General features: G+C 67.7%; 18 protein-coding genes. 11 read left to right on the forward strand and 7 right to left on the reverse strand.

Annotation, left to right across the window (positions count from 1 at the left end; genetic code table 11):
- Nucleotides 1-278 precede the first annotated feature (278 nt).
- Nucleotides 279-2,228 carry a S9 family peptidase gene (locus tag IFJ75_RS19445; protein ID WP_207870507.1) on the forward strand — a complete coding sequence of 650 codons (1,950 nt, stop codon included), beginning with the start codon at nucleotides 279-281 and terminating at the stop codon, nucleotides 2,226-2,228.
- A 24-nt stretch (nucleotides 2,229-2,252) separates the two neighbouring features.
- On the opposite strand, the gene IFJ75_RS19450 is transcribed toward IFJ75_RS19445, so the two are convergent.
- On the reverse strand, nucleotides 2,253-5,141 hold the full coding sequence (locus IFJ75_RS19450) for a M16 family metallopeptidase (RefSeq protein ID WP_207870508.1): 2,889 nt from the start codon (nucleotides 5,139-5,141) through the stop codon (nucleotides 2,253-2,255).
- Nucleotides 5,142-5,249: 108 nt separating this feature from the next.
- Nucleotides 5,250-5,492: a hypothetical protein gene (locus IFJ75_RS19455; RefSeq protein ID WP_207870509.1), complete on the reverse strand. Its 243-nt coding sequence runs from the start codon at nucleotides 5,490-5,492 to the stop codon at nucleotides 5,250-5,252.
- 68 nt (nucleotides 5,493-5,560) lie between these two features.
- Here IFJ75_RS19455 and IFJ75_RS19460 point away from each other — a divergent pair, with 68 nt between their 5' ends.
- Complete coding sequence (locus tag IFJ75_RS19460; protein ID WP_207870510.1) at nucleotides 5,561-5,980, forward strand: hypothetical protein; 420 nt, start codon at nucleotides 5,561-5,563, stop codon at nucleotides 5,978-5,980.
- A gap of 160 nt (nucleotides 5,981-6,140) precedes the next feature.
- Here the strand turns inward: IFJ75_RS19460 and IFJ75_RS19465 are convergent, their stop codons facing one another.
- The 3 genes from IFJ75_RS19465 to IFJ75_RS19475 all read right to left on the reverse strand — a co-directional run bounded on the left by IFJ75_RS19465 (nucleotide 6,141) and on the right by IFJ75_RS19475 (nucleotide 8,243).
- On the reverse strand, nucleotides 6,141-6,818 hold the full coding sequence (locus IFJ75_RS19465; protein ID WP_207870511.1) for a bifunctional 4-hydroxy-2-oxoglutarate aldolase/2-dehydro-3-deoxy-phosphogluconate aldolase: 678 nt from the start codon (nucleotides 6,816-6,818) through the stop codon (nucleotides 6,141-6,143).
- A 98-nt stretch (nucleotides 6,819-6,916) separates the two neighbouring features.
- The gene (locus IFJ75_RS19470; protein ID WP_207870512.1) at nucleotides 6,917-7,420 is read right to left on the reverse strand and encodes a DUF4262 domain-containing protein; all 504 of its coding nucleotides are present in this window, start codon (nucleotides 7,418-7,420) and stop codon (nucleotides 6,917-6,919) included.
- Nucleotides 7,421-7,439: 19 nt separating this feature from the next.
- The gene (locus IFJ75_RS19475; protein WP_225896914.1) at nucleotides 7,440-8,243 is read right to left on the reverse strand and encodes an alpha/beta hydrolase; all 804 of its coding nucleotides are present in this window, start codon (nucleotides 8,241-8,243) and stop codon (nucleotides 7,440-7,442) included.
- 47 nt (nucleotides 8,244-8,290) lie between these two features.
- Here IFJ75_RS19475 and IFJ75_RS19480 point away from each other — a divergent pair, with 47 nt between their 5' ends.
- Nucleotides 8,291-8,548: an Lrp/AsnC family transcriptional regulator gene (locus IFJ75_RS19480; protein WP_207870513.1), complete on the forward strand. Its 258-nt coding sequence runs from the start codon at nucleotides 8,291-8,293 to the stop codon at nucleotides 8,546-8,548.
- Nucleotides 8,549-8,560: 12 nt separating this feature from the next.
- Here the strand turns inward: IFJ75_RS19480 and glmM are convergent, their stop codons facing one another.
- Nucleotides 8,561-9,910, reverse strand: coding sequence for a phosphoglucosamine mutase (glmM, locus tag IFJ75_RS19485; RefSeq protein WP_207870514.1), 1,350 nt, complete (start codon nucleotides 9,908-9,910; stop codon nucleotides 8,561-8,563).
- A 130-nt stretch (nucleotides 9,911-10,040) separates the two neighbouring features.
- Between glmM and glmS the strand changes: the two genes are divergently transcribed.
- The 8 genes from glmS (at nucleotide 10,041) to IFJ75_RS19525 (ending at nucleotide 17,294) form a co-directional block, all read left to right on the forward strand.
- Nucleotides 10,041-11,861: a glutamine--fructose-6-phosphate transaminase (isomerizing) gene (glmS, locus tag IFJ75_RS19490; protein ID WP_207870515.1), complete on the forward strand. Its 1,821-nt coding sequence runs from the start codon at nucleotides 10,041-10,043 to the stop codon at nucleotides 11,859-11,861.
- A 96-nt stretch (nucleotides 11,862-11,957) separates the two neighbouring features.
- Complete coding sequence (locus IFJ75_RS19495) at nucleotides 11,958-12,836, forward strand: UTP--glucose-1-phosphate uridylyltransferase (protein ID WP_207870516.1); 879 nt, start codon at nucleotides 11,958-11,960, stop codon at nucleotides 12,834-12,836.
- Nucleotides 12,837-12,941: 105 nt separating this feature from the next.
- Nucleotides 12,942-14,177 (forward strand): argininosuccinate synthase, encoded by a 1,236-nt coding sequence (locus IFJ75_RS19500; RefSeq protein WP_207870517.1) that lies wholly within the window; start codon nucleotides 12,942-12,944, stop codon nucleotides 14,175-14,177.
- 61 nt (nucleotides 14,178-14,238) lie between these two features.
- Complete coding sequence (locus IFJ75_RS19505) at nucleotides 14,239-14,709, forward strand: hypothetical protein (protein ID WP_207870518.1); 471 nt, start codon at nucleotides 14,239-14,241, stop codon at nucleotides 14,707-14,709.
- 13 nt (nucleotides 14,710-14,722) lie between these two features.
- Nucleotides 14,723-15,184 (forward strand): hypothetical protein, encoded by a 462-nt coding sequence (locus IFJ75_RS19510; RefSeq protein ID WP_207870519.1) that lies wholly within the window; start codon nucleotides 14,723-14,725, stop codon nucleotides 15,182-15,184.
- A 69-nt stretch (nucleotides 15,185-15,253) separates the two neighbouring features.
- The gene (locus IFJ75_RS19515; protein WP_207870520.1) at nucleotides 15,254-15,832 is read left to right on the forward strand and encodes a hypothetical protein; all 579 of its coding nucleotides are present in this window, start codon (nucleotides 15,254-15,256) and stop codon (nucleotides 15,830-15,832) included.
- Nucleotides 15,833-15,991: 159 nt separating this feature from the next.
- On the forward strand, nucleotides 15,992-16,624 hold the full coding sequence (locus IFJ75_RS19520) for a LysE family translocator (RefSeq protein WP_207870521.1): 633 nt from the start codon (nucleotides 15,992-15,994) through the stop codon (nucleotides 16,622-16,624).
- Between the two features lie 82 nt (nucleotides 16,625-16,706).
- Nucleotides 16,707-17,294 (forward strand): CC0125/CC1285 family lipoprotein, encoded by a 588-nt coding sequence (locus tag IFJ75_RS19525; protein ID WP_207870522.1) that lies wholly within the window; start codon nucleotides 16,707-16,709, stop codon nucleotides 17,292-17,294.
- 84 nt (nucleotides 17,295-17,378) lie between these two features.
- Here the strand turns inward: IFJ75_RS19525 and IFJ75_RS19530 are convergent, their stop codons facing one another.
- On the reverse strand, nucleotides 17,379-18,119 hold the full coding sequence (locus IFJ75_RS19530) for a DUF6065 family protein (RefSeq protein WP_207870523.1): 741 nt from the start codon (nucleotides 18,117-18,119) through the stop codon (nucleotides 17,379-17,381).
- Nucleotides 18,120-18,149 lie beyond the last annotated feature (30 nt).

The raw sequence follows: 18,149 nt of genomic DNA on the forward strand, positions 1-18,149 counted from the left end.
TATCGCCGCTCCCCGCGCGGATCGCATCCCTGCGACCAGTCCACCCCCTGAATGCAGAAACGGCCCGGCGCCCCACGCCGGGCCGTTGATCTGTGCAGATCCGGCCGTCTCCCCCGAAACGGCCGCAGAGGTGGAGAGAGCCACCTGTTCGGAAGACGTCGCGACCTGTCAGTCACCTCAAGCCAAAGGCGATTGGCATCCGTGGAGGCTCGGGAAGGCTTGCCAGAGCGTCGGCGACCGGCGAGGTTCGAATATCTTCGTTCCTTGAGGGTGATCCCATGCGCGCCGCCTGTCTGATCTCGACCCTGGCTCTCTCCTGGGCGGCGGCCTTGCCCGCCCTGGCCCAGACGGCGGAGGGGGCGGCGGTCTGGCCGATCGCGGCGGATATTCCGAAGCCGCAGCCGGTCAGCGTGCCGCTGGCGGGATCGGCGACGCCGGATGTGACCCGCTATCTGATGGCCAGCGGGCCCAGCGAGGCGGCCCTGTCGCCGGACGGGACGCAACTGGCCTTCGTCAGCACTGTCACGGGCGAGCCTCAGGTCTGGATCGTCGGCCTGGACGGCCAGAACGGGTCGGGGGCGCCGCGTCGGCTGACCTATGGTCTCGGCATCGACGGGGTGATGTGGACGCCGGACGGCAAGGCCATTCTGTACGGCGCCGACAAGGGCGGAGACGAACGGTTCGGCCTGTATTCGGTGACGCCCGACGGAATGAAGGAGGTGGAGGTCCTGCCGCGCAGCGACGCCTTCACCTTTCCGGGGGATTTCGGGCCGGACGGGAAGACCATCCTCTATGCGACGACCGCCGGCGGCCGCGACGGCTTCGACCTCTATTCAGCGGCGCTGGACGGCAGCGGGTCGAAGCTGATCGGGCCGGGGCGGCTTGGCCTCTATCCGGCGGATGTGCAGCCGCATGGGTCGCTGATGCTGATGCAGGAGGCGCGCGGCGAGCGGGGCAACGACCTGAGCCTGATGGACCTTAAGACCGGCAAGGAGGAGAGCCTGCGCAAGCCGGCCGAGCCGACCGTCTATCACGGGATCAGCTGGTCGCCGGACGGGTCGGGCTTCTTCCTGGCGACGGACGAGGGCCACGACCATGCGGTGCTGGGCCACTATGATCTGGCGTCGCGCCAGCTACATATCATCGCCGAGCCGGAGCATGAGGTGCTCAATACAGCCCTGAGCCCGGACGGGAAGATCCTCGTCTATGCGACCGACGACACCGGCTTCGTGAAGCTGAATGCGCTGGACCTGACGACGGGTCGCCCCCTGCCGACGCCGGATCTGCCGGCCGGGACCTACAGCTTCGGCTTCGCCCATGACGCCCCGGTGCTGTCGATCCTGATCAAGGGGCCGACGACCCCGGGCGAGGTGTGGATCTGGAAGCCCGAGACCAATGAGGCGCGGCGGGTGGTTGCGCCCGATCCGGCGGGGATCGACCTGGCCGGACTGGTCACGCCGGAGCCGGTCCGGTTCACGGCGCGGGACGGGGTCGCGTTGAGCGGGTTGCTGTACCGGCCCAAGGGCGCGACGGGGCCGGTCCCGGTCTTCCTGAGGCTGCACGGCGGGCCGACCAGCCATGCCCGCGTCGACTGGAAGCCGGACATGCAGTACCTGGTCGCGCGCGGGATCGCGGTGCTGGACTTCAACTATCGCGGCTCGGACGGCGACGGGAAGGCCGGGGCGGCGCTGAACGACCGCAGGCTCAGGGTCAATGAGGTCGGCGACCTGGCCGACGCCGTGGCCTGGATCAAGGCGCAGCCCGGGCTGGACGGATCGAAGGTTGCGGTCGGCGGCCCCTCCTACGGCGGCTATCTGACCAATGCGGTTCTGGGCGCCTATCCCGACCTGTTCGTCGCCGGGGTCAGCGAGGTGGGGGTCGCCGACTGGGTGCGCAATCTGGAGAACGCGGCGCCGTCGCTGCAGGCCTCGGACCGGGTCGAATACGGCGACGTCCACGACCCCGACGACCGCGCCTTCTTCGCCTCCATCTCGCCGATGAACAACGCCGCGAAGATCCGGACGCCCCTGCTGGTCCAGGTCGGCGCCAACGATCCGAGGAACGGGGCGGGCGAGCAGGACGCCTTCGTCACCGCCATTCGCGAGGCGGGCGGGACGGTGACCTATATGCGCTACGAGGGCGAGGGGCACATCCTGTCGGACCTGCCCAACATCATCGACTTCTACCGCGCCAAGGCGGCCTTCCTGCTGGAGCATTTCGGGCGCTAGGGGAGCCCCCCAGCGCCCGGAGCATCACAGGCCCAGCGTCGGGCTGCCGAGGTCGAGCGAGGCCGCCGGGATGACGACCAGGTCGGGGTGTTTGGCGCGCAGGGCGTCGAGGAACAGCGACGAATTCCCGACCACCACCACATAGGCCCGGTCGGATCCGAGGGTGGAGACGGCGGCGGCCTGGATCGTTTCGGGCGTGACCGCGTCGATCTTCGTCGCATAGGCCGTGCTCTCGTTCAGCGGCAGACCCAGGGTCACGGCGTCGGCGAGGAAGCCACCGAGGCCGCCCGTGGTCTCGATCGAGCGCGAGAAGCCGCCGGTCAGGAAGGTCTCACGGTCGGTCGCCGCCGTCGGGGTGACGGTCTCGGTCTTGAGCCTGTCGAGCTCGGCCAGGACCAGTTCGACGACATCGGCCGCACTTTCGTTTTTGGTCTGGGTCGAGGCGGTCAGGAGGGCGTTGTCGACGCGCGCGCCGAGGGCCGAATAGGCGCCGTAGCTGAGGCCGCGCTTGGCCCGGACCTCCTGGAACAGGTGACCGTTCTGACCGCCGCCGATGACGGCGTTGGCGACCGCCAGCGGATAGAAGGACGGATCGGAGCGGTTCGGACCGCGCACGGCGGCGGAGACGGCGGCCTGGCCCGAGCCGGGCAGGTCGACGACCACGACGCGCGGGGCCTGAACCTCGCCCGCGCGGGCGCCGACGGTCGGGACGGCGCCCGAAGGTCTGGCCCAGCCGCCCAGGGTGCGTTCGGCGAAGGCGAAGCCCTCCTCGGCGGTCATGCCGCCGGTGATGATGAGAGCGGCGTTGTCGGGCCGCCACCATGCGTCATGGAAGCCGACGATCTCGTCGCGCGAGATGGCGCCGAGCGAGGCCACGGTACCGGCCGAGGGCGCGCCGTAGGGGGCGGCGCCGTAGGCGATGCGGTTCAGGACCTGGGACGCCAGCGGACCGGGCTGACGCAGGGCGACGCGCAGGGCATTGACCGACTGGACGCGCGACCGCTCCAGCTCTTCCGGCGAATAGGTCGGCTTCTGCACCACGTCGGACAGGACCGCGCCGACGGCGTCGGCCGAAGCCTTGGGCGCCGAGACGAACAGGGTGGTCGAATCCGCGCCAGCGCCGCCGCCGATATTGGCGCCGAGGGCCTCGAGCGTGCGGGCGATCTCGGGGGCGGTGCGGCCGCCGGCGCCCTGGGTGGCGAGGTTGGCGGTCATGGAGGCCAGGCCCGGACGGCCGGCCGGATCGGCCGCGGCGCCGCCGGCGATGACCAGCTGGGCGTTCATGATCGGCAGGTCGGTCGACTTCGCCACGATGACGCGCAGGCCGTTCGGCAGGGTGCGTTCGGCGATGACCGGGGCGACCGCGGGGCGGGCGGCGCCGAGCGGCGGCGGGGCCTCGCGCTCGCCCTCGGGCTTGAGGGCGTTGGGCGGCAGGATCGCCGGCGGCACGGTCACGAAGGTCGGGACCGGGGCCGGGTTCTTCCAGTCCGTCTGATGATCGAAGTCGGGCGTGCCTTCCGGGCGCTGGCTTTCGTCGAGGTAGCGGATCGAGACCCGGCCGCTGTCGTCGAGGTACTGGCGAGCGACGCGCTGCACGTCGGCGATGGTCACCGCCTTGATGGCGGCGACGCGCTTGTCGGGGCCGGACGGGTCGTGCTCGGCGATGACGGCCGAGCCGAGCGAGAAGGCGCGGCCTGAGGCAGTTTCGCGGCCGCGCAGCTCCTGCGACAACAGCTCGGTCTGGGCTTCCAGCAGTTCGGCCGGGGTGACGGCGGTGTCGCGGATGCGGGCGAGTTCGGCGTTGAGCGCCGCCTCGGCTTCGTCCACCGACTTGCCTTGGGCGACCGTGACCTGGGCCGTGATGGAGCCGCCCTCCTCGTCATCGCCGCCGGCGCGCAGGAAGGCCGAGGCGGCCAGCTGCTTGCCATAGACCAGCGACTGATACAGGCGGCTGGACTCGCCGCGCGACAGGATGGCGCTCATGACCTCCAGGGCCGGGCCGTCGGGGTCCGAGGCGCTGACGCCCTGCCAGATGGCGGCGACGGCGGGCAGGGGAACGTTCGGGGCGTAGGCGACGATCGAACGCGGCTGGGTGCGTTTGACGAAGGCCGGGCGCTCGAAATGCGGGACCGGACGGGCCGGATTCTCGATGCCCGCGAAATACTGGTCGACCCAGCGGTCCAGCTGGGCTGGATCGAAATTGCCCGAGACGATCAGGGTCGCGGTCGCCGGACGGTAGTAGGCCTCGTGGAAGGCCAGGGCGTCGGGCAGGGTGGCGGTGTTCAGCTGTTCGATCGAGCCGATCACCTGGCGGCGATAGATGTGGTCGTCATAGGCGTTGTCGCCGATGACGAAGACGCCGAGGCGGCCGTAGGGCGGGGCGTAGACGCGCTGGCGCAGCTCTTCCTTGACGATGTCACGCTCGGTCTTGAACACTTCCTCGTCGACCACGGGGCGGGCCATCCGCTCGGCGTGGGTCCACAGCATCTGCTGCAGATACTGGGGCGGGACGGTCTCGTAATAGTTTGTGGTGTCCTGACCGGTGGAGGCGTTGCGCGTGCCGCCCGCGTTCTCGACCATGGTCGAGATCTGGCCGTAGGGCAGGTTGACGGTCTTGCGCGACAGGATGTGTTCGAACAAGTGGGCGAAGCCGGAGCGGCCCTCGGGATCGTCCTTGCCGCCGACGTCGTACCAGAGCTGGACCGTCACCGTGCCGGCGGTCGCATCGGGCATGGCGTAGACGTTGAGCCCGTTGGCCAGGGTGCGGTGGGTGAAGTTCAGCGGCGGCGGGGTCAGGGCCTCAAGGCCAGCGGCGGGCGCTTGAGGAGTCTGGGCCATGGCGGGGGCTCCGGCGACGAGCGCCAGCAGGGAGCAGCCAAAGACGAGTCCGCGAAGCGGGGCGAGGCGGGGCATGGGCGGAACTCCAGGGGCGCGTCAGGGGATGCGGGACCGTATCAGCAAGAACGCCGGTCGGAAGTTACGACCCTGTAATGTTGGGGCGGATGGCCGCGACTGTCGGTCTCAGTCGAACATCTCGGGCAGCTGGCCCGCCTTGAACAGGATGGTGGGGTTCTCGTCATAGTCGCCCATTTCGGTGTCGGCGGACACCGAAAAGGCCACGACGCCGAGCCGCAGGGGCGCCAGACGCTCGGCCTTGCGGCGGGCCTCCTCGGGCGTCTTGCAGCCGACCTGGGGTTCGGCCTTGAGGCCCTTGCCGCGTCCCTGGACATAGGCCTGGACGATGTAGACGGTTTCGGTGGCCATTGGCGGTCCTTGCAAAGGATCTGTGGGCGGCCTGTTCGGGGCGGGGGTCAAGCGCTAAACCGTCAGCCATGACCTTGCGAACCCTCAGAGACCTGCCCGGCGTCGACGATCTGGAGCTGAAGGCGGTGATGAAGCCGCGCTTCGCCGATCCGGATGTGCCCGAAGGACGCGACGAGATCGACGCGCTTTCGACGGCTCTGTTCGGCTTGTCGCTTGAGGCGGCGGACGATACGGAGAAGCCCACCGACTGGGATCGGATCGAGCGGCTGTCGCCGTCCGACATGGTCGAGGCGTTCGAGGCCGAAGGCTGGGACGTTACCGACAAGAAGAGGAAGCCGCTGAGGCTTCTGCCGCATCTGGCCCTGCCGCTGGCCCTTGCGATGCGGGGTGTCTCGGGCGAACTGCCGTTTTTGGCCGAGCCGGACGTCAAGGAAACGGACTGGGGCTCGAACCTGGCGGCGGAAGCGAGCCGGTTCCGGAAGCGGTAGCCCCACAATCCGTCATCCAATCCATCACCGCTCATCCCGGCGAAAGCCGGGATCCAGATACGGATCGGGTGTCAGCCGCAGAGCCGAGACGGCGCGAAACCTCAGGCGCCGCGTGTGAATCTGAACCCCGGCATTCGCCGGGGTAAGCGGTGTTTGAGGGCTACTTCTTCGACGCCCTGAACGCCGCGATGTTGTCGACGGCCAGCTTCACATTGGCCTCGATGCCGGCCCAGTCCTTGGCCTTGATGGCGGCGTCGGTAATCAGTTTGGAGCCCATGCCCGCCGCGACGATGCCGGCGCCGAACCATTTGGCGATGGAGGCCTCGTCGGGGTCGACGCCGCCGGTCGGCATGATCTTGGTCCAGGGCATCGGGCCCAGCACCGCCTTGACGAAGTCGGCGCCGCCGACGCTGGAGCCCGGGAAGAGTTTGACGATCTCGCAGCCCAACTCCTGGGCCTCGCCGATGTCCGTCACCGAGCCGCAGCCCGGGAAATAGGCGACCATATGCCGGTTGCAGACCTTCGCCACCTCGGGAACCAGGCAGGGCGAGACCACGAAGCGGGCGCCGCGCGACATATAGAGGGCGGCCGTCGGGGCATCGACGATGGAGCCGATGCCGAGCACGACTGACGGGTCGGTCCGGATCAGTTCGCGATGGATCTCGCCGAACAGGTCGGCGGCGAAATCGCCCCGGTTGGTGAACTCGACCGCCGGAGCGCCGCCGCGCGCGCAGGCGCGGATGATGTTCAGGCAGACCTCGGGATCCGGATGATAGAAGACGGGCGCCACACCTTGCGCTTCGAGGGCGGTCAGGACGGTCAGGCGGTTGTGGCGCATGGGGAGGCTCTGGCTCGGCGTTGTGATGGGGGTGAGATAGGCCCCGGGCGCCGGGGCGTCATCAAACATTTGGTGTCAGTGGCGGCGCCGACGCTCGCCTATCCGACGACCCCGGCGTTCCAGCCGTGTTCGGTGAGGTCCGGTTGAGCATCGAAGAGGGTGACGTCGAACCCCTCTTCCCACGGAAATACGCCTGCCCGATCCGGCCATACGATCTGGACGCAGGGAAAGCTGTCGCCTGCATAGAACCACCGACTCCAGCCGAGATGGTCGGCATAGAAGCGCTCCGCGACCGGGAAGGCGTAGGCCGGAAAATTGCCGAAGACATCGAGCGTTCGTTGGCCGATGGCTATCGGCTTTCCTGACTTGGCGTCTCGAAACAGGTCCCAGAGGATGTCGTGCGCCACCTCGCTCTTCAGGCCACACACAATCACCTCAGGATGTTGTGCGTTCAGCCAGAAGCCTGTGGTGAACGAGAACCCCGGGCCTTCGGCGTCAGCGAAAACGTTGGTGCGAAACCAGCCGTGTTCCTTCACCTCAAGGACAAAGGCTCTTTCGGATGGATCAAGGGCTTCGGCAGGCGCGTCGAGGGCGGTTCTCATGAGACTCGCATCGGATGGATCACCCCTTCGCCAGTTCGACGATCCGCTTCACGAGCGCGCTGTCCGGATCGAGCAGCGGGCCGAGCACGGTGAAGTGGTTGAGGCCGGGCAGGGCCTCGTAGCGGGTCTGGACGCCGTTGTTTCCCCAGTGGTCGGCCATCATCCGCGACTGGCGCAGGAACTCCGGGCTCTCCTCGCCGCCGACGACGCAGTCCAGCACGGTGCCGCCTGGGGTCGAGCCGTTGGGGATGGGCCAGAAGACCGGCGACAGGGCGGCGGCCTCGTTGGGGTTGAGGTCCAGCGCGGTGTTGATCGAGGTCCCGACGAGGGGGCGCAGGTCGAAGACGCCGGAGATGGCGAGGGCCGCCGAGGCGCGGCCCTCGGACAGCATTCCCGCCGACATATGGCCGCCCGCCGAATGGCCGAAGACCATCGGCCGCTTGCCGGTGCGGGTGCGGATCAGGTCGACGGCGGTCCGGACCCGTTCGAGGATCCTAGACAGCCGAACCGTGGGGGCGAGGTCGTAGGAGGGGACGGCGAGAGTGACGCCGTGGTGATTGAGGGCGGGGGCCAGGCCGCTGAACCAGTCCTTGTCCAGCGCCTGCCAGTAGCCGCCGTGCAGGAAGACGGCGACGGGGGCCTCAGGTCCGGCGGAGAAGATATCCATGACCTCGCGCGGGCCGGGGCCATAGGCGATGGTCTCGGGCGGATGGGCCATACGCGCCGCCTCGGCCGTCGCCTTCCACCGCCCCATGGCCTCCATATGGTCGGGGACACGGGCGCGGTTGTTGTATTCCGCCTCGAGATCGATCTCGTCTGTCACGCAACCATCCGCTAGAGACGCTCCAAACGCCGGAGGAGCCGCCTGCCATGATGACCGCCATCTTCGTCTTCATCAAATGCGAGCTGGGCCACGCCAATGACGTGGCCGCCGACATCGTGGACAATGTCGAGAACGTCTCGGAGGTCTATTCGACCTCGGGCCAGTACGACCTGCTGGCCAAGTTCCAGCTGCCCAAGGAGATGGACATCGGGACCTTCGTCACGAAATCCGTCCAGACCCGGCCGCACATCCGCGACACCTTCACGGTGATTACCTTCTCGCCCTTCCTGCCGAGCGGGAAGTAATTTGATCGGCCGCTAGCCCGCCGATCGCACCGCCGCCGAGACGTCCGACACCACCCTCTTCACCAGGGCCTCGTCGTCGCCCTCGGCCATGACGCGGATCAGTTTTTCGGTGCCCGAAGGGCGGACCAGAAGGCGGCCCGTGCCGTTCAGGGCGTTTTCGGCCTCGGCGATGGCGGCCTTGACGCCGGCGCTCTCCAGCGGCTTGCCGGCGTTGAAGCGGACGTTTTCCAGCAGTTGCGGCACGGGGTCGAACTGGCGGGCCAGCTCGCTCATCGGCTTGCCGCTCTCGACCAGGACGGCCAGCACTTGCAGCGCCGCCATCAGGCCGTCGCCGGTGGTGGCGTGGTCGTGCAGGATGATGTGGCCCGACTGTTCGCCGCCGATGTTGAAGCCACCCTCGCGCATCCGTTCCATGACGTAGCGGTCGCCGACCTTGGTGCGCTCCAGCGTCAGCCCCTCGGCCTTCAGCTTCCGTTCGAGGCCGAGGTTGGACATGACGGTGGCGACGATGCCGCCGCCGCTGAGGCGGCCGCGTTTGGCGAAGTCGAGGCCGACCAGAGCCATGATCTGGTCGCCGTCGACGACCTGGCCCTTCTCGTCGCAGATGATGACCCGGTCGGCGTCGCCGTCGAGTGCGATACCGATGTCGGCGCGGTAGCGTTTGACGGCCTCGGCCAGGGTCGCCGGATGGGTCGAGCCGCAGTCGGCGTTGATGTTGGTGCCGTTGGGCTCGACGCCCACGGGGAAGACCTCGGCGCCCAGTTCATAGAGGGTGGTGGGCGCAACCTTGTAGCCGGCGCCGTTGGCGCAATCGATGGCGACGCGCAGGCCCTTGAGGCTGAGGCGTTTGGGAAAGGCCGATTTGGCGATCTCGATATAGCGGGCCGGAACCTCGTCGTGGCGCTTGACCCGGCCGAGGCGGTTGGAGGGGGCCAGTCCGGTGTCAAGGCCGGCGTCCATCAGGGCCTCGATCTTGAGCTCGATCTCGTCGGAGAGCTTGTAGCCGTCGGGGCCGAACAGCTTGATGCCGTTGTCGGCATAGTCGTTATGGCTGGCCGAGATCATGACGCCGAGGTCGGCGCGCATGGAGCGGGTCATCATGGCCACGCCGGGTGTCGGCAGGGGGCCGAAGGTGCGCACGTCCATCCCGACCGAGGCAAAGCCGGCGACCAGGGCGGGCTCCAGCATATAGCCCGACAGCCGGGTGTCCTTGCCGATGACCACCAGATGGCGGCGGTCGTCGCCCGACATGAACAGGCGGCCTGCGGCCAGACCGACGCGCAGGGCGACCTCGGCGGTCATCGGAGGGGTGTTCGCCTTGCCGCGAATCCCGTCGGTGCCGAAATACTTCCTGTCGCCCATGACGGGTCTCCTTGATCGTCGCGCCCGCTTCTTATCCGGGTCCGGAAATCATCCGAAACGCCATTTTAGCAGCGTGGAGTCCTAATATCCCATAGAGGCGAGCTGGGTTCAGTCCCCGAGGAGCGAAATCATGTGCGGCATCATCGGCATCGTCGGGACCCAGCCCGTCGCGGACCGGCTGATCGACAGCCTCAAGCGGCTTGAGTACCGCGGCTATGACTCGGCCGGCGTGGCCGCTGTCGTGGACGGAAAGGTCGAGCGCCGCCGGGCCCAAGGCAAGATCAAGAACCTCGAGGCCGTGTTGGCCGAGCAGCCGCTGGTGGCCCAGAACGGCATCGGCCATGTGCGCTGGGCGACCCACGGCGCGCCGAACGTCAAGAACGCCCACCCGCACACCGCCGGCCGCGTGACCCTGGTCCACAACGGCATCATCGAGAATTTCGCCGAGCTCAAGGCCGAATTGGCGGCGACCGGCCGGACGTTTGAGAGCGACACAGATACCGAGGTCATCGCCCAGCTGATCGACGCCGAGCTGGCGACGGGGCTGGCGCCGCTGGAGGCCTTCAAGGCGACGCTGGACCGGCTGACGGGTGCCTATGCCCTGGCGGTGCTGGTGGAGGGGGCGGACAACCTGATCCTCGGCGCCCGGCGCGGCAGCCCGCTGGTGGTCGGCGAGGGGCAGGGTGAGATGTTCCTGGGCTCGGACGCCCTGGCCGTCGGCCCCTTCACCAACCGCGTCATCTATCTGGAAGAGGGCGACTACGTCGCCATCGACCACGACAGCGCCCGCATCTTCGACGCCTCGGGCGCGGCGGTGACCCGCCCGGTCAAGGTCGTGCCGACCTCGGCCGTCATGATGGAGAAGGGCAACTACCGACACTTCATGGAGAAGGAAATCCATGATCAGCCCGAGGGCTGCCAGCGCACCATAGCGGCCTATGTCGACGCCCTGACCTCGCGCGCCGCCATGCCCGGAGACCTGGACTTCAAGACGCTGGAGCGGATCCAGATCGTCGCCTGCGGCACCTCCTATATCGCCGGGGTCATCGGCAAATATCTGATCGAACAGCTGGCCGATCTGCCGGTGGACGTCGAGATCGCCTCGGAGTTCCGCTATCGCCAACCGGCCCTGCGCCCGGGCTCGCTGGTCATCGCCATGTCCCAGTCGGGCGAGACCGCCGACACCTTGGCCGCCCTGCGCTACTGCAAGGCCAAGGGGATGAAGAGCGCCGTGGTGGTCAACGCCCAGGAATCGACCATGGCCCGCGAGGTCGACGTGGTCTGGCCGATCCACTGCGGTCCCGAGATCGGCGTCGCCTCGACCAAGGCCTTCACCGCCCAAGTGTCGGTGATGATCGCTCTCGCCGTCGCCGCCGCCAAGTCGCGCGGCATGATCGACGCCGCCGAGGAAGAGCGGATGGTCAAGGTGATGCTGGAGGCCCCCCGCCTGATCGCCGAGGCCATCGGTCTGGAGGACGCGCTCAAGGAGATCGCCGTCGACATCGCCAAGGCCCGCGACGTCCTGTTCCTGGGGCGTGGTCCGATGTCGGCGCTCGCTCTGGAAGGCGCGCTGAAGCTGAAGGAGATCAGCTATATCCACGCCGAGGGCTATGCCGCGGGCGAGCTGAAGCACGGCCCGATCGCCCTGGTCGACGACAAGACGCCGATCATCATCCTGGCGCCGTACGACAGCTATTTCGAGAAGTCGGCCTCGAACATGAGCGAGGTCATGGCGCGGGGCGGCCAGGTGGTCTTCATCACCGATCCGGAGGGCGCCAAACACGCTCCGGCGGGCGCGCGCGTGGTCGTCACGGCCCCGGCCAGCGATCCTCTGGTATCGGCTCTGGTGATGTCCGCCCCGATCCAGCTGCTGGCCTATCATGTGGCCGTGGTGAAGGGTGCCGACGTCGATCAGCCTAGAAACCTCGCCAAGTCGGTGACGGTCGAGTAACGGCGACTGTCCAGAACGGGCGCCGGACTTTCGCGGGCAACGCAAACCGGCCTATGATCGTTCGGCTGTCAGAAGAACTCCCCGGGCTGGTAATCGATGTTGTCTGCTACTCCTCGCGTCCGCAAGGCCGTGCTTCCTGTCGCCGGTCTCGGAACGCGGGTCCTGCCCGCCGCCAAAACCACGCCGAAGAACATGCTCAATGTGTTCGACCGGCCGATCCTGTCGCACATCGTAGAGGAAGCCCGCGCGGCGGGGATCGAGCATTTCATCTTCGTGGTGGGACGGGGCCAGTCGGCGGTCGAGGACTATTTCGACCACGCCTATGAGATCGAGGCTATCCTGAAGGCCAAGGGCAAGGACGACATCCTGCAACTGGTCCAGGCCGACCTGCCCAGGCCCGGCGAGATGAGCTTCGTGCGCCAGATGGCCCCTCTGGGTCTCGGCCACGCCGTCTTCTGCGCGCGCGACCTGATCGGCGACGAGCCCTTCGCGGTGATCCTGCCCGACATGCTGATGATGGCCGATACGCCCGCGCTCGGTCAGGCCATCGCCGCCCATGAGAAGACCGGCGGCAATATCGTTGTGGTCGAACCGGCCCCCGAGGGCGAGACCTATAAATACGGCATCGTCGCTCTGGACGGCCAGGAGGGCCGGCTGAACCGCATGACCGGCATGGTCGAGAAGCCGCCGCTCGGGACGGAGCCTTCGAACCTGTTCATCTCGGGCCGCTATGTCCTGACGCCCGACATCTTCCCCCTGTTGGCCGACCAACAGTCGGGGGCGGGCGGCGAGATCCAGCTGACCGACGCCATGGCCAGGCTGATGAAGGTCAAGGACTTCCACGCCCTGGAATACGACGGAACGACCTATGACTGCGGCGACGCGGTCGGTCTGCTGCGCGCCAATGTGGCCTATGCGCTGAAGCACGAGAAGCTGGGCGAAGCGGCCCGGGCGGCGATCGCGGACCTGCTCTAGGCAGCTTTGCCGCAATCCGGCCCTTGCATCGGGGGGCGTGAGGTCCTTTAAGCGCGCGCAAACACGCCTTGTGCGCCTGCCTGCCGCTCCCTCGAAGGTCCCGCCATGTCCAAAGCTTCCGACAAGCCCGTCAAGAAGGTCGTCCTCGCCTATTCCGGCGGTCTGGACACCTCGATCATCCTGAAGTGGCTGCAGACCGAATATAACGCCGAGGTCGTGACCTTCACCGCCGACCTGGGCCAGGGCGAGGAGCTGGGCCCGGCGCGCGAGAAGGCGTTGAAGATGGGCATCAAGCCCGAGAACATCTTCATCGACGATCTGCGCGAGGAGTTCGTGCGCGACTTCGTCTTCCCGATGTTCCGCGCCAACGCCGTCTATGAAGGCCAGTATCTGCTGGGCACCTCCATCGCCCGGCCGCTGATCGCCAAGCGCCAGATCGAGATCGCCCGTCAGGTCGGCGCCGACGCCGTCTGTCACGGCGCGACCGGCAAGGGCAACGACCAGGTCCGCTTCGAGATCGGCTATTACGCCCTGGAGCCCGACATCCGCGTGATCGCCCCCTGGCGCGAGTGGGAATACCGCAGCCGCGAGGCCCTGCTGGACTTCGCCGAGAAGAACCAGATCCCGATCGCCAAGGACAAGCGCGGCGAGGCCCCGTTCTCGGTCGACGCCAACCTTCTGCACTCCTCGTCCGAGGGCAAGGTGCTGGAGGATCCGGCGGTCGAGGCCCCCGAGTTCGTCCACCAGCGCACGATTTCTCCCGAGGACGCGCCCGACACGCCGCACGTCTTCACCATGACCTTCGAGAAGGGCGATCCGGTCGCCATCGACGGCGTGGCCATGTCGCCGGCGACTCTGCTGACCGAGCTGAACCGTCTGGGTCACGACAACGGCGTGGGCCGTCTGGACCTGGTCGAGAACCGCTACGTCGGGATGAAGTCGCGCGGCGTCTATGAGACCCCCGGCGGCACCATCCTGCTTGCCGCCCACCGCGGCATGGAGTCGATCACGCTGGACGGGGGCTCGATGCACCTGAAGGACCAGCTGATGCCGAAATACGCCGAGCTGATCTACAACGGCTTCTGGTTCGCCCCTGAGCGCGAGATGCTGCAGGCGGCGATCGACTACTCGCAGCAGAAGGTCTCGGGCACGGTGACGGTCAAGCTCTACAAGGGCAATGTCACCATCATCGGCCGCGAAAGCCCCTACAGCCTCTATGATCAGGATCTGGTCACTTTCGAGGAGGGTGTTCAGGCCTATGACCACAATGACGCCGCAGGCTTCATCAAATTGAACGCCCTGCGTCTGCGGGTGCTGGCCAAGCGCAACGCGCGGGGCTGACACCCGGACTTCGCCTGTTTCGACGTGCCGGCCCCTTCATCTCCATTCCGAGAGACGTTCGATGCGCAAACAGACCCTTCTGGCGGCCGCCGCCGCCCTGACCGCAGCCCTGGCCGTCGCCGCCCCGGCGTTCGCCCAAACGGCCCCGGCCCCGGCTCCGCAGGCCGCTCCGGCTCCGGCCGTCGAGTCGACGGACTCGCCTGAGGAACTAGCGTTCAAGGCCAAGGCCGACGCCTTCGGTGATCGGATGAAGGGGATGTACGAAGAGATGCAGGCCGCGGTCACCGCCGCCGCCGGCGACGCCGGCAAGCAGAAAACCGCCCTGGACGCCATTCAGGCCCGCTACCAGCCCGAGGCCGATACCTTCGCCACGGACTTCCAGAGCTTCATGCAGACGGAGCTGGCGGCGGTTCCGGAAGCTGAACGGACCGAGGCCATGGCCCAGGTCGAGCAGGCCATCCCCCAGTTCCGCAGCCTGCCGTCCATGCTGCGCGCCGAGGCTGAAAAGCCCCAACCGGCCGCGGCCCAATAGGCCGGCAGGTCCCGTGATCCGTGTTCTGATCCTCGCCGGCGCAGTGGTCGGTCTGTCGGCTTCAGCGGCGTTCGCCCAGGACGACGGTCCCGTGCGGACCGCGCCGACGGCCGCCGCGCCCGCCAACACGGCTGTCCCGGACGAGGCGGCGGTCGAGGCCGCCGCCGCCGGCTTCGAAACCCAGATGGACGAGATGGCGAAAGAGCTGGAAGCGGCGAAGACCGCCTCCGGGTCCGACGCCGCCGCTCTGAAGACCGCCAGCGACGCCATCGTCGCCAAATACCAGCCCGGAGCCGACGCCTTCGCCGAGATGGTCGCCGCCCTGATCGCCAGCCGCCCCGTTCCGCCTGAGGCCCAGACCCGAGCGCGCGAGGCGGTGCAACAGGTCCGCGACATGCCGGGGCTGATCCGCGATCACCATCTGGCGGCTCCCGCGCCTGCGAGCCTGCCTGCGACCCCGCCGCCGGCGCCTTAACGCGAAGTAACTTGCGGTAGCGGGGTTCGGGGAGGAGTTTCCCGACATATACCGCAAGGAAGCCGCGCCATGATCAAGATCCTGAGCCTCGCCGCCGCCCTGGCCGTCCTGCCCCTGACCCAGGCCGCCGCCGACGAGCGCAAGACCCCGTCCGAGGCCGCCATCGAGGCCGCCGCCAGCGCCTTCGAGGCCCGGATGGAAGCCTTCGGCGAACGCGCGGAGGCCATCAATGACGACAAGTCCCTGACCGACGCCCAGCGCGAAATGAAGATCGCAGCCCTGTGGTCAGAGTATCAGCCCGAGGTCGCCGTCTTTACCGCCGTGGTCAGCCAGCACGCCGGCCAGATCGCCTCCGAAGCCCTGGCCAATATCGACGTCGACGCCCTGGTCCATCAGGCGCTCGATACGCCCGAGGTCCAGGCGGCCCTGACCGGCGCGGCCGGCATGGCCCGCAACGGCGCCTGGGCCCAGAACGACCCCGAACAGATGGTCACCTATGGACTGATGGCCCAGTACGGCGTCGATCAGGCCCTGGACGCCATCGCCGACGACGCGGACAAGGCCGAGGCCGCAAAAGACGCGGAGGCGGACGCAGAAGCCGCCGAAGCGGATGCGCATGCAGATCACACGCCGCATACGCACCCCTGAGACCTTCCACTCTCCCCAGAACTGGAACGGACTCAGTCCTCCGGGTCGCCATGAGATTCCCCCACCTCGACCCGGGGTAAGGGCCGGCCGAAAGGTCGGCCCTTTTCGTTTGGCCGCTGTCTCTTGACCTGACCGGGCCGGGCGCCCGAAAGGCCGCTTATGAATAGCCTTCCCGTCGATCCGCATCTGTACGGCGCCTTTCTGGGCGTGATGGCGGTGATGGCCATCACGCCCGGGCCGGCCAATGTGTTTCAGGTCGCCGTCGGGGTGGAGCGTGGCCGGGCGGCGGCCCTGCAGAGCGTGGTCGGGATGAACGCCGCGACCCTGGTCTGGTTCGGGGCGGCGGCGCTCGGTCTTGGAGCGCTGGTGGCCGCCTTTCCCCAGGTGTTCAAACTGGTCGCCGTCGGCGGCGCCCTCTATGTCGCCTGGCTGGGGATCAAGGCCCTGCGCGGCGCCTTCGCCAACGAAAGCCAGCCTGGAGCCATCGTCACGGTGCGCGACCGCAGCGCCATCGTGAACGGCTTCATGGTCCAGATCGCCAATCCCAAGGCCATCCTGTTCTTCACCGCCGTCCTGCCGCCGTTCCTGGACGTTCAGCGGCCCATCGTTCCGCAACTGTTGTTGTTCGCGATGGCCACCATCAGCATGGACGTGCTGGCCATGAGCGCTTACGGTCTAGGTGGAGCCGCCCTGGCCCGCCGCCTGTCGGAGCCCCGGTTCCGGCGCGGGTTCGGGATTTTCGTCGGCGTCCTGCTTTTGCTTGCCGCCGTGCTGATAGTTTCACGATTGTAATGGGTTAGCCGTCCGGAACGGATAGGCTGGCTGACCGTTGAGCAGAAAAGGCGCACCGCATGGTCGCCATGGGAGTTCAGTGATGAAGACGCGTTTCCTCAAACCGGTTCTGCTCGCGGCGGCCGCCAGCCTGGCGCTTGCGGCCTGCGCCACCTCCACCCCCTACCAACCCGTCGGAACCGGCGGCGCGCGCGGCGGCTATGCCGAGCAGCGGCTGGAGAACGATCGTTACCGGGTCAGCTTCGCGGGCAATTCCGTGACCTCGCGCGAACAGGTGGAGATGGGTCTGCTGCTGCGCTCGGCCGAGCTGACCAAGCAGAACGGCTTCGACTGGTTCGCCACGGTCAATCGCGCCACCGACCGCGACACCCGCTACCAGAACCTGAGCGGCCCCTACGGCGATCCCTTCTACACCGGCCGTTACGGCGGCTACTGGGGTCCGTCCTGGCGCTTCTACGGCAACGGCGGCTGGAGTCCCTGGGGCAGCCCGTGGGGCCGCGGCTGGGGCCCGGGCTTCAACGACTGGGACGTGCGCCAGATCGACCGCTATGAGGCCTCCTCGGAGATCGTCATGGGCCGTGGCGCCAAGCCCGCCGGCGACCCCAACGCCTTCGACGCCGGCGAGGTCATCGCCAACCTCGGTCCGCGGGTGACGCGGGCGGGAAGCTGACAGGAAGGGACTAGGGAAGAGGGACTAGGGACTAGTAAGGCAAGCGGCTCGTAGCTGGTCCTGGTCCCTAGTCCCTAGTCTCTCTTACCCGATCCTCGGCGACTTCAGCCGGCGTTTGTTGGAGTGGCTGGCGGGGGCGTTGCCGAGGTCCTCGGGCAGTTCGCCCTTGAAGTAGAACCGCTGCCAGGCCTCCTTGGCCGCATCGGGATCGCCCGAGGCCAGGCGGGTGTTGAAGTCGGTGCGCTGGCGGTTCCAGGCCTCGAACTGACCGTTCATGACCGGGTTGGATTCCAGCGTCCGGATGACCGGCTGGAATTCCTCGACCTTCTTGTGCTCCAGCAGGGTGATGAAGCAGAAGGGCTCGCCCTTCTCGAACTTGATCCGGCCTGGCCGCGTGAAGATCCAGTTCATCGTGAAGGGGAAGGGCAGCCAGTCGGTCTCGATCAGCCCGACCAGGGGTTGGATGCCGTCCTTCACATGGTTCGGCGATCCCGAGCACTGCATCCCCCAGCCCGGCGGGGTGCGGAACAGGTACTGGGGATGCATGGTCAGGACCCCGCGCGAGAAGTGCGAGGTCACGAAATGGCTGAGCGTCGGCTGGGGCCGGTCAGGGGTGATGGTGATGTCCGACTGCTGCGGCCCGCCGTTCCATTCGGCGCTGAAGCCGAAGGGGCAGAGGATCTCCCACCCCGTCGTATTGGCCATATTCAGCGGCAGGCAGCGATAGGGGTGGCGCGAGACGAAGGCGTCCATCCAGTTGCGGGACTGACGGCCGGGCACGAGGTCCGGCGGCGTCGCCGTCATCGGATAGCATTCCAGTTCCAAGGCCGGGCTCCGTTCTGTAAGCGGGACTGA

This window comes from Brevundimonas goettingensis (assembly GCF_017487405.1).
Taxonomy (GTDB): Bacteria; Pseudomonadota; Alphaproteobacteria; order Caulobacterales; family Caulobacteraceae; genus Brevundimonas; species Brevundimonas goettingensis.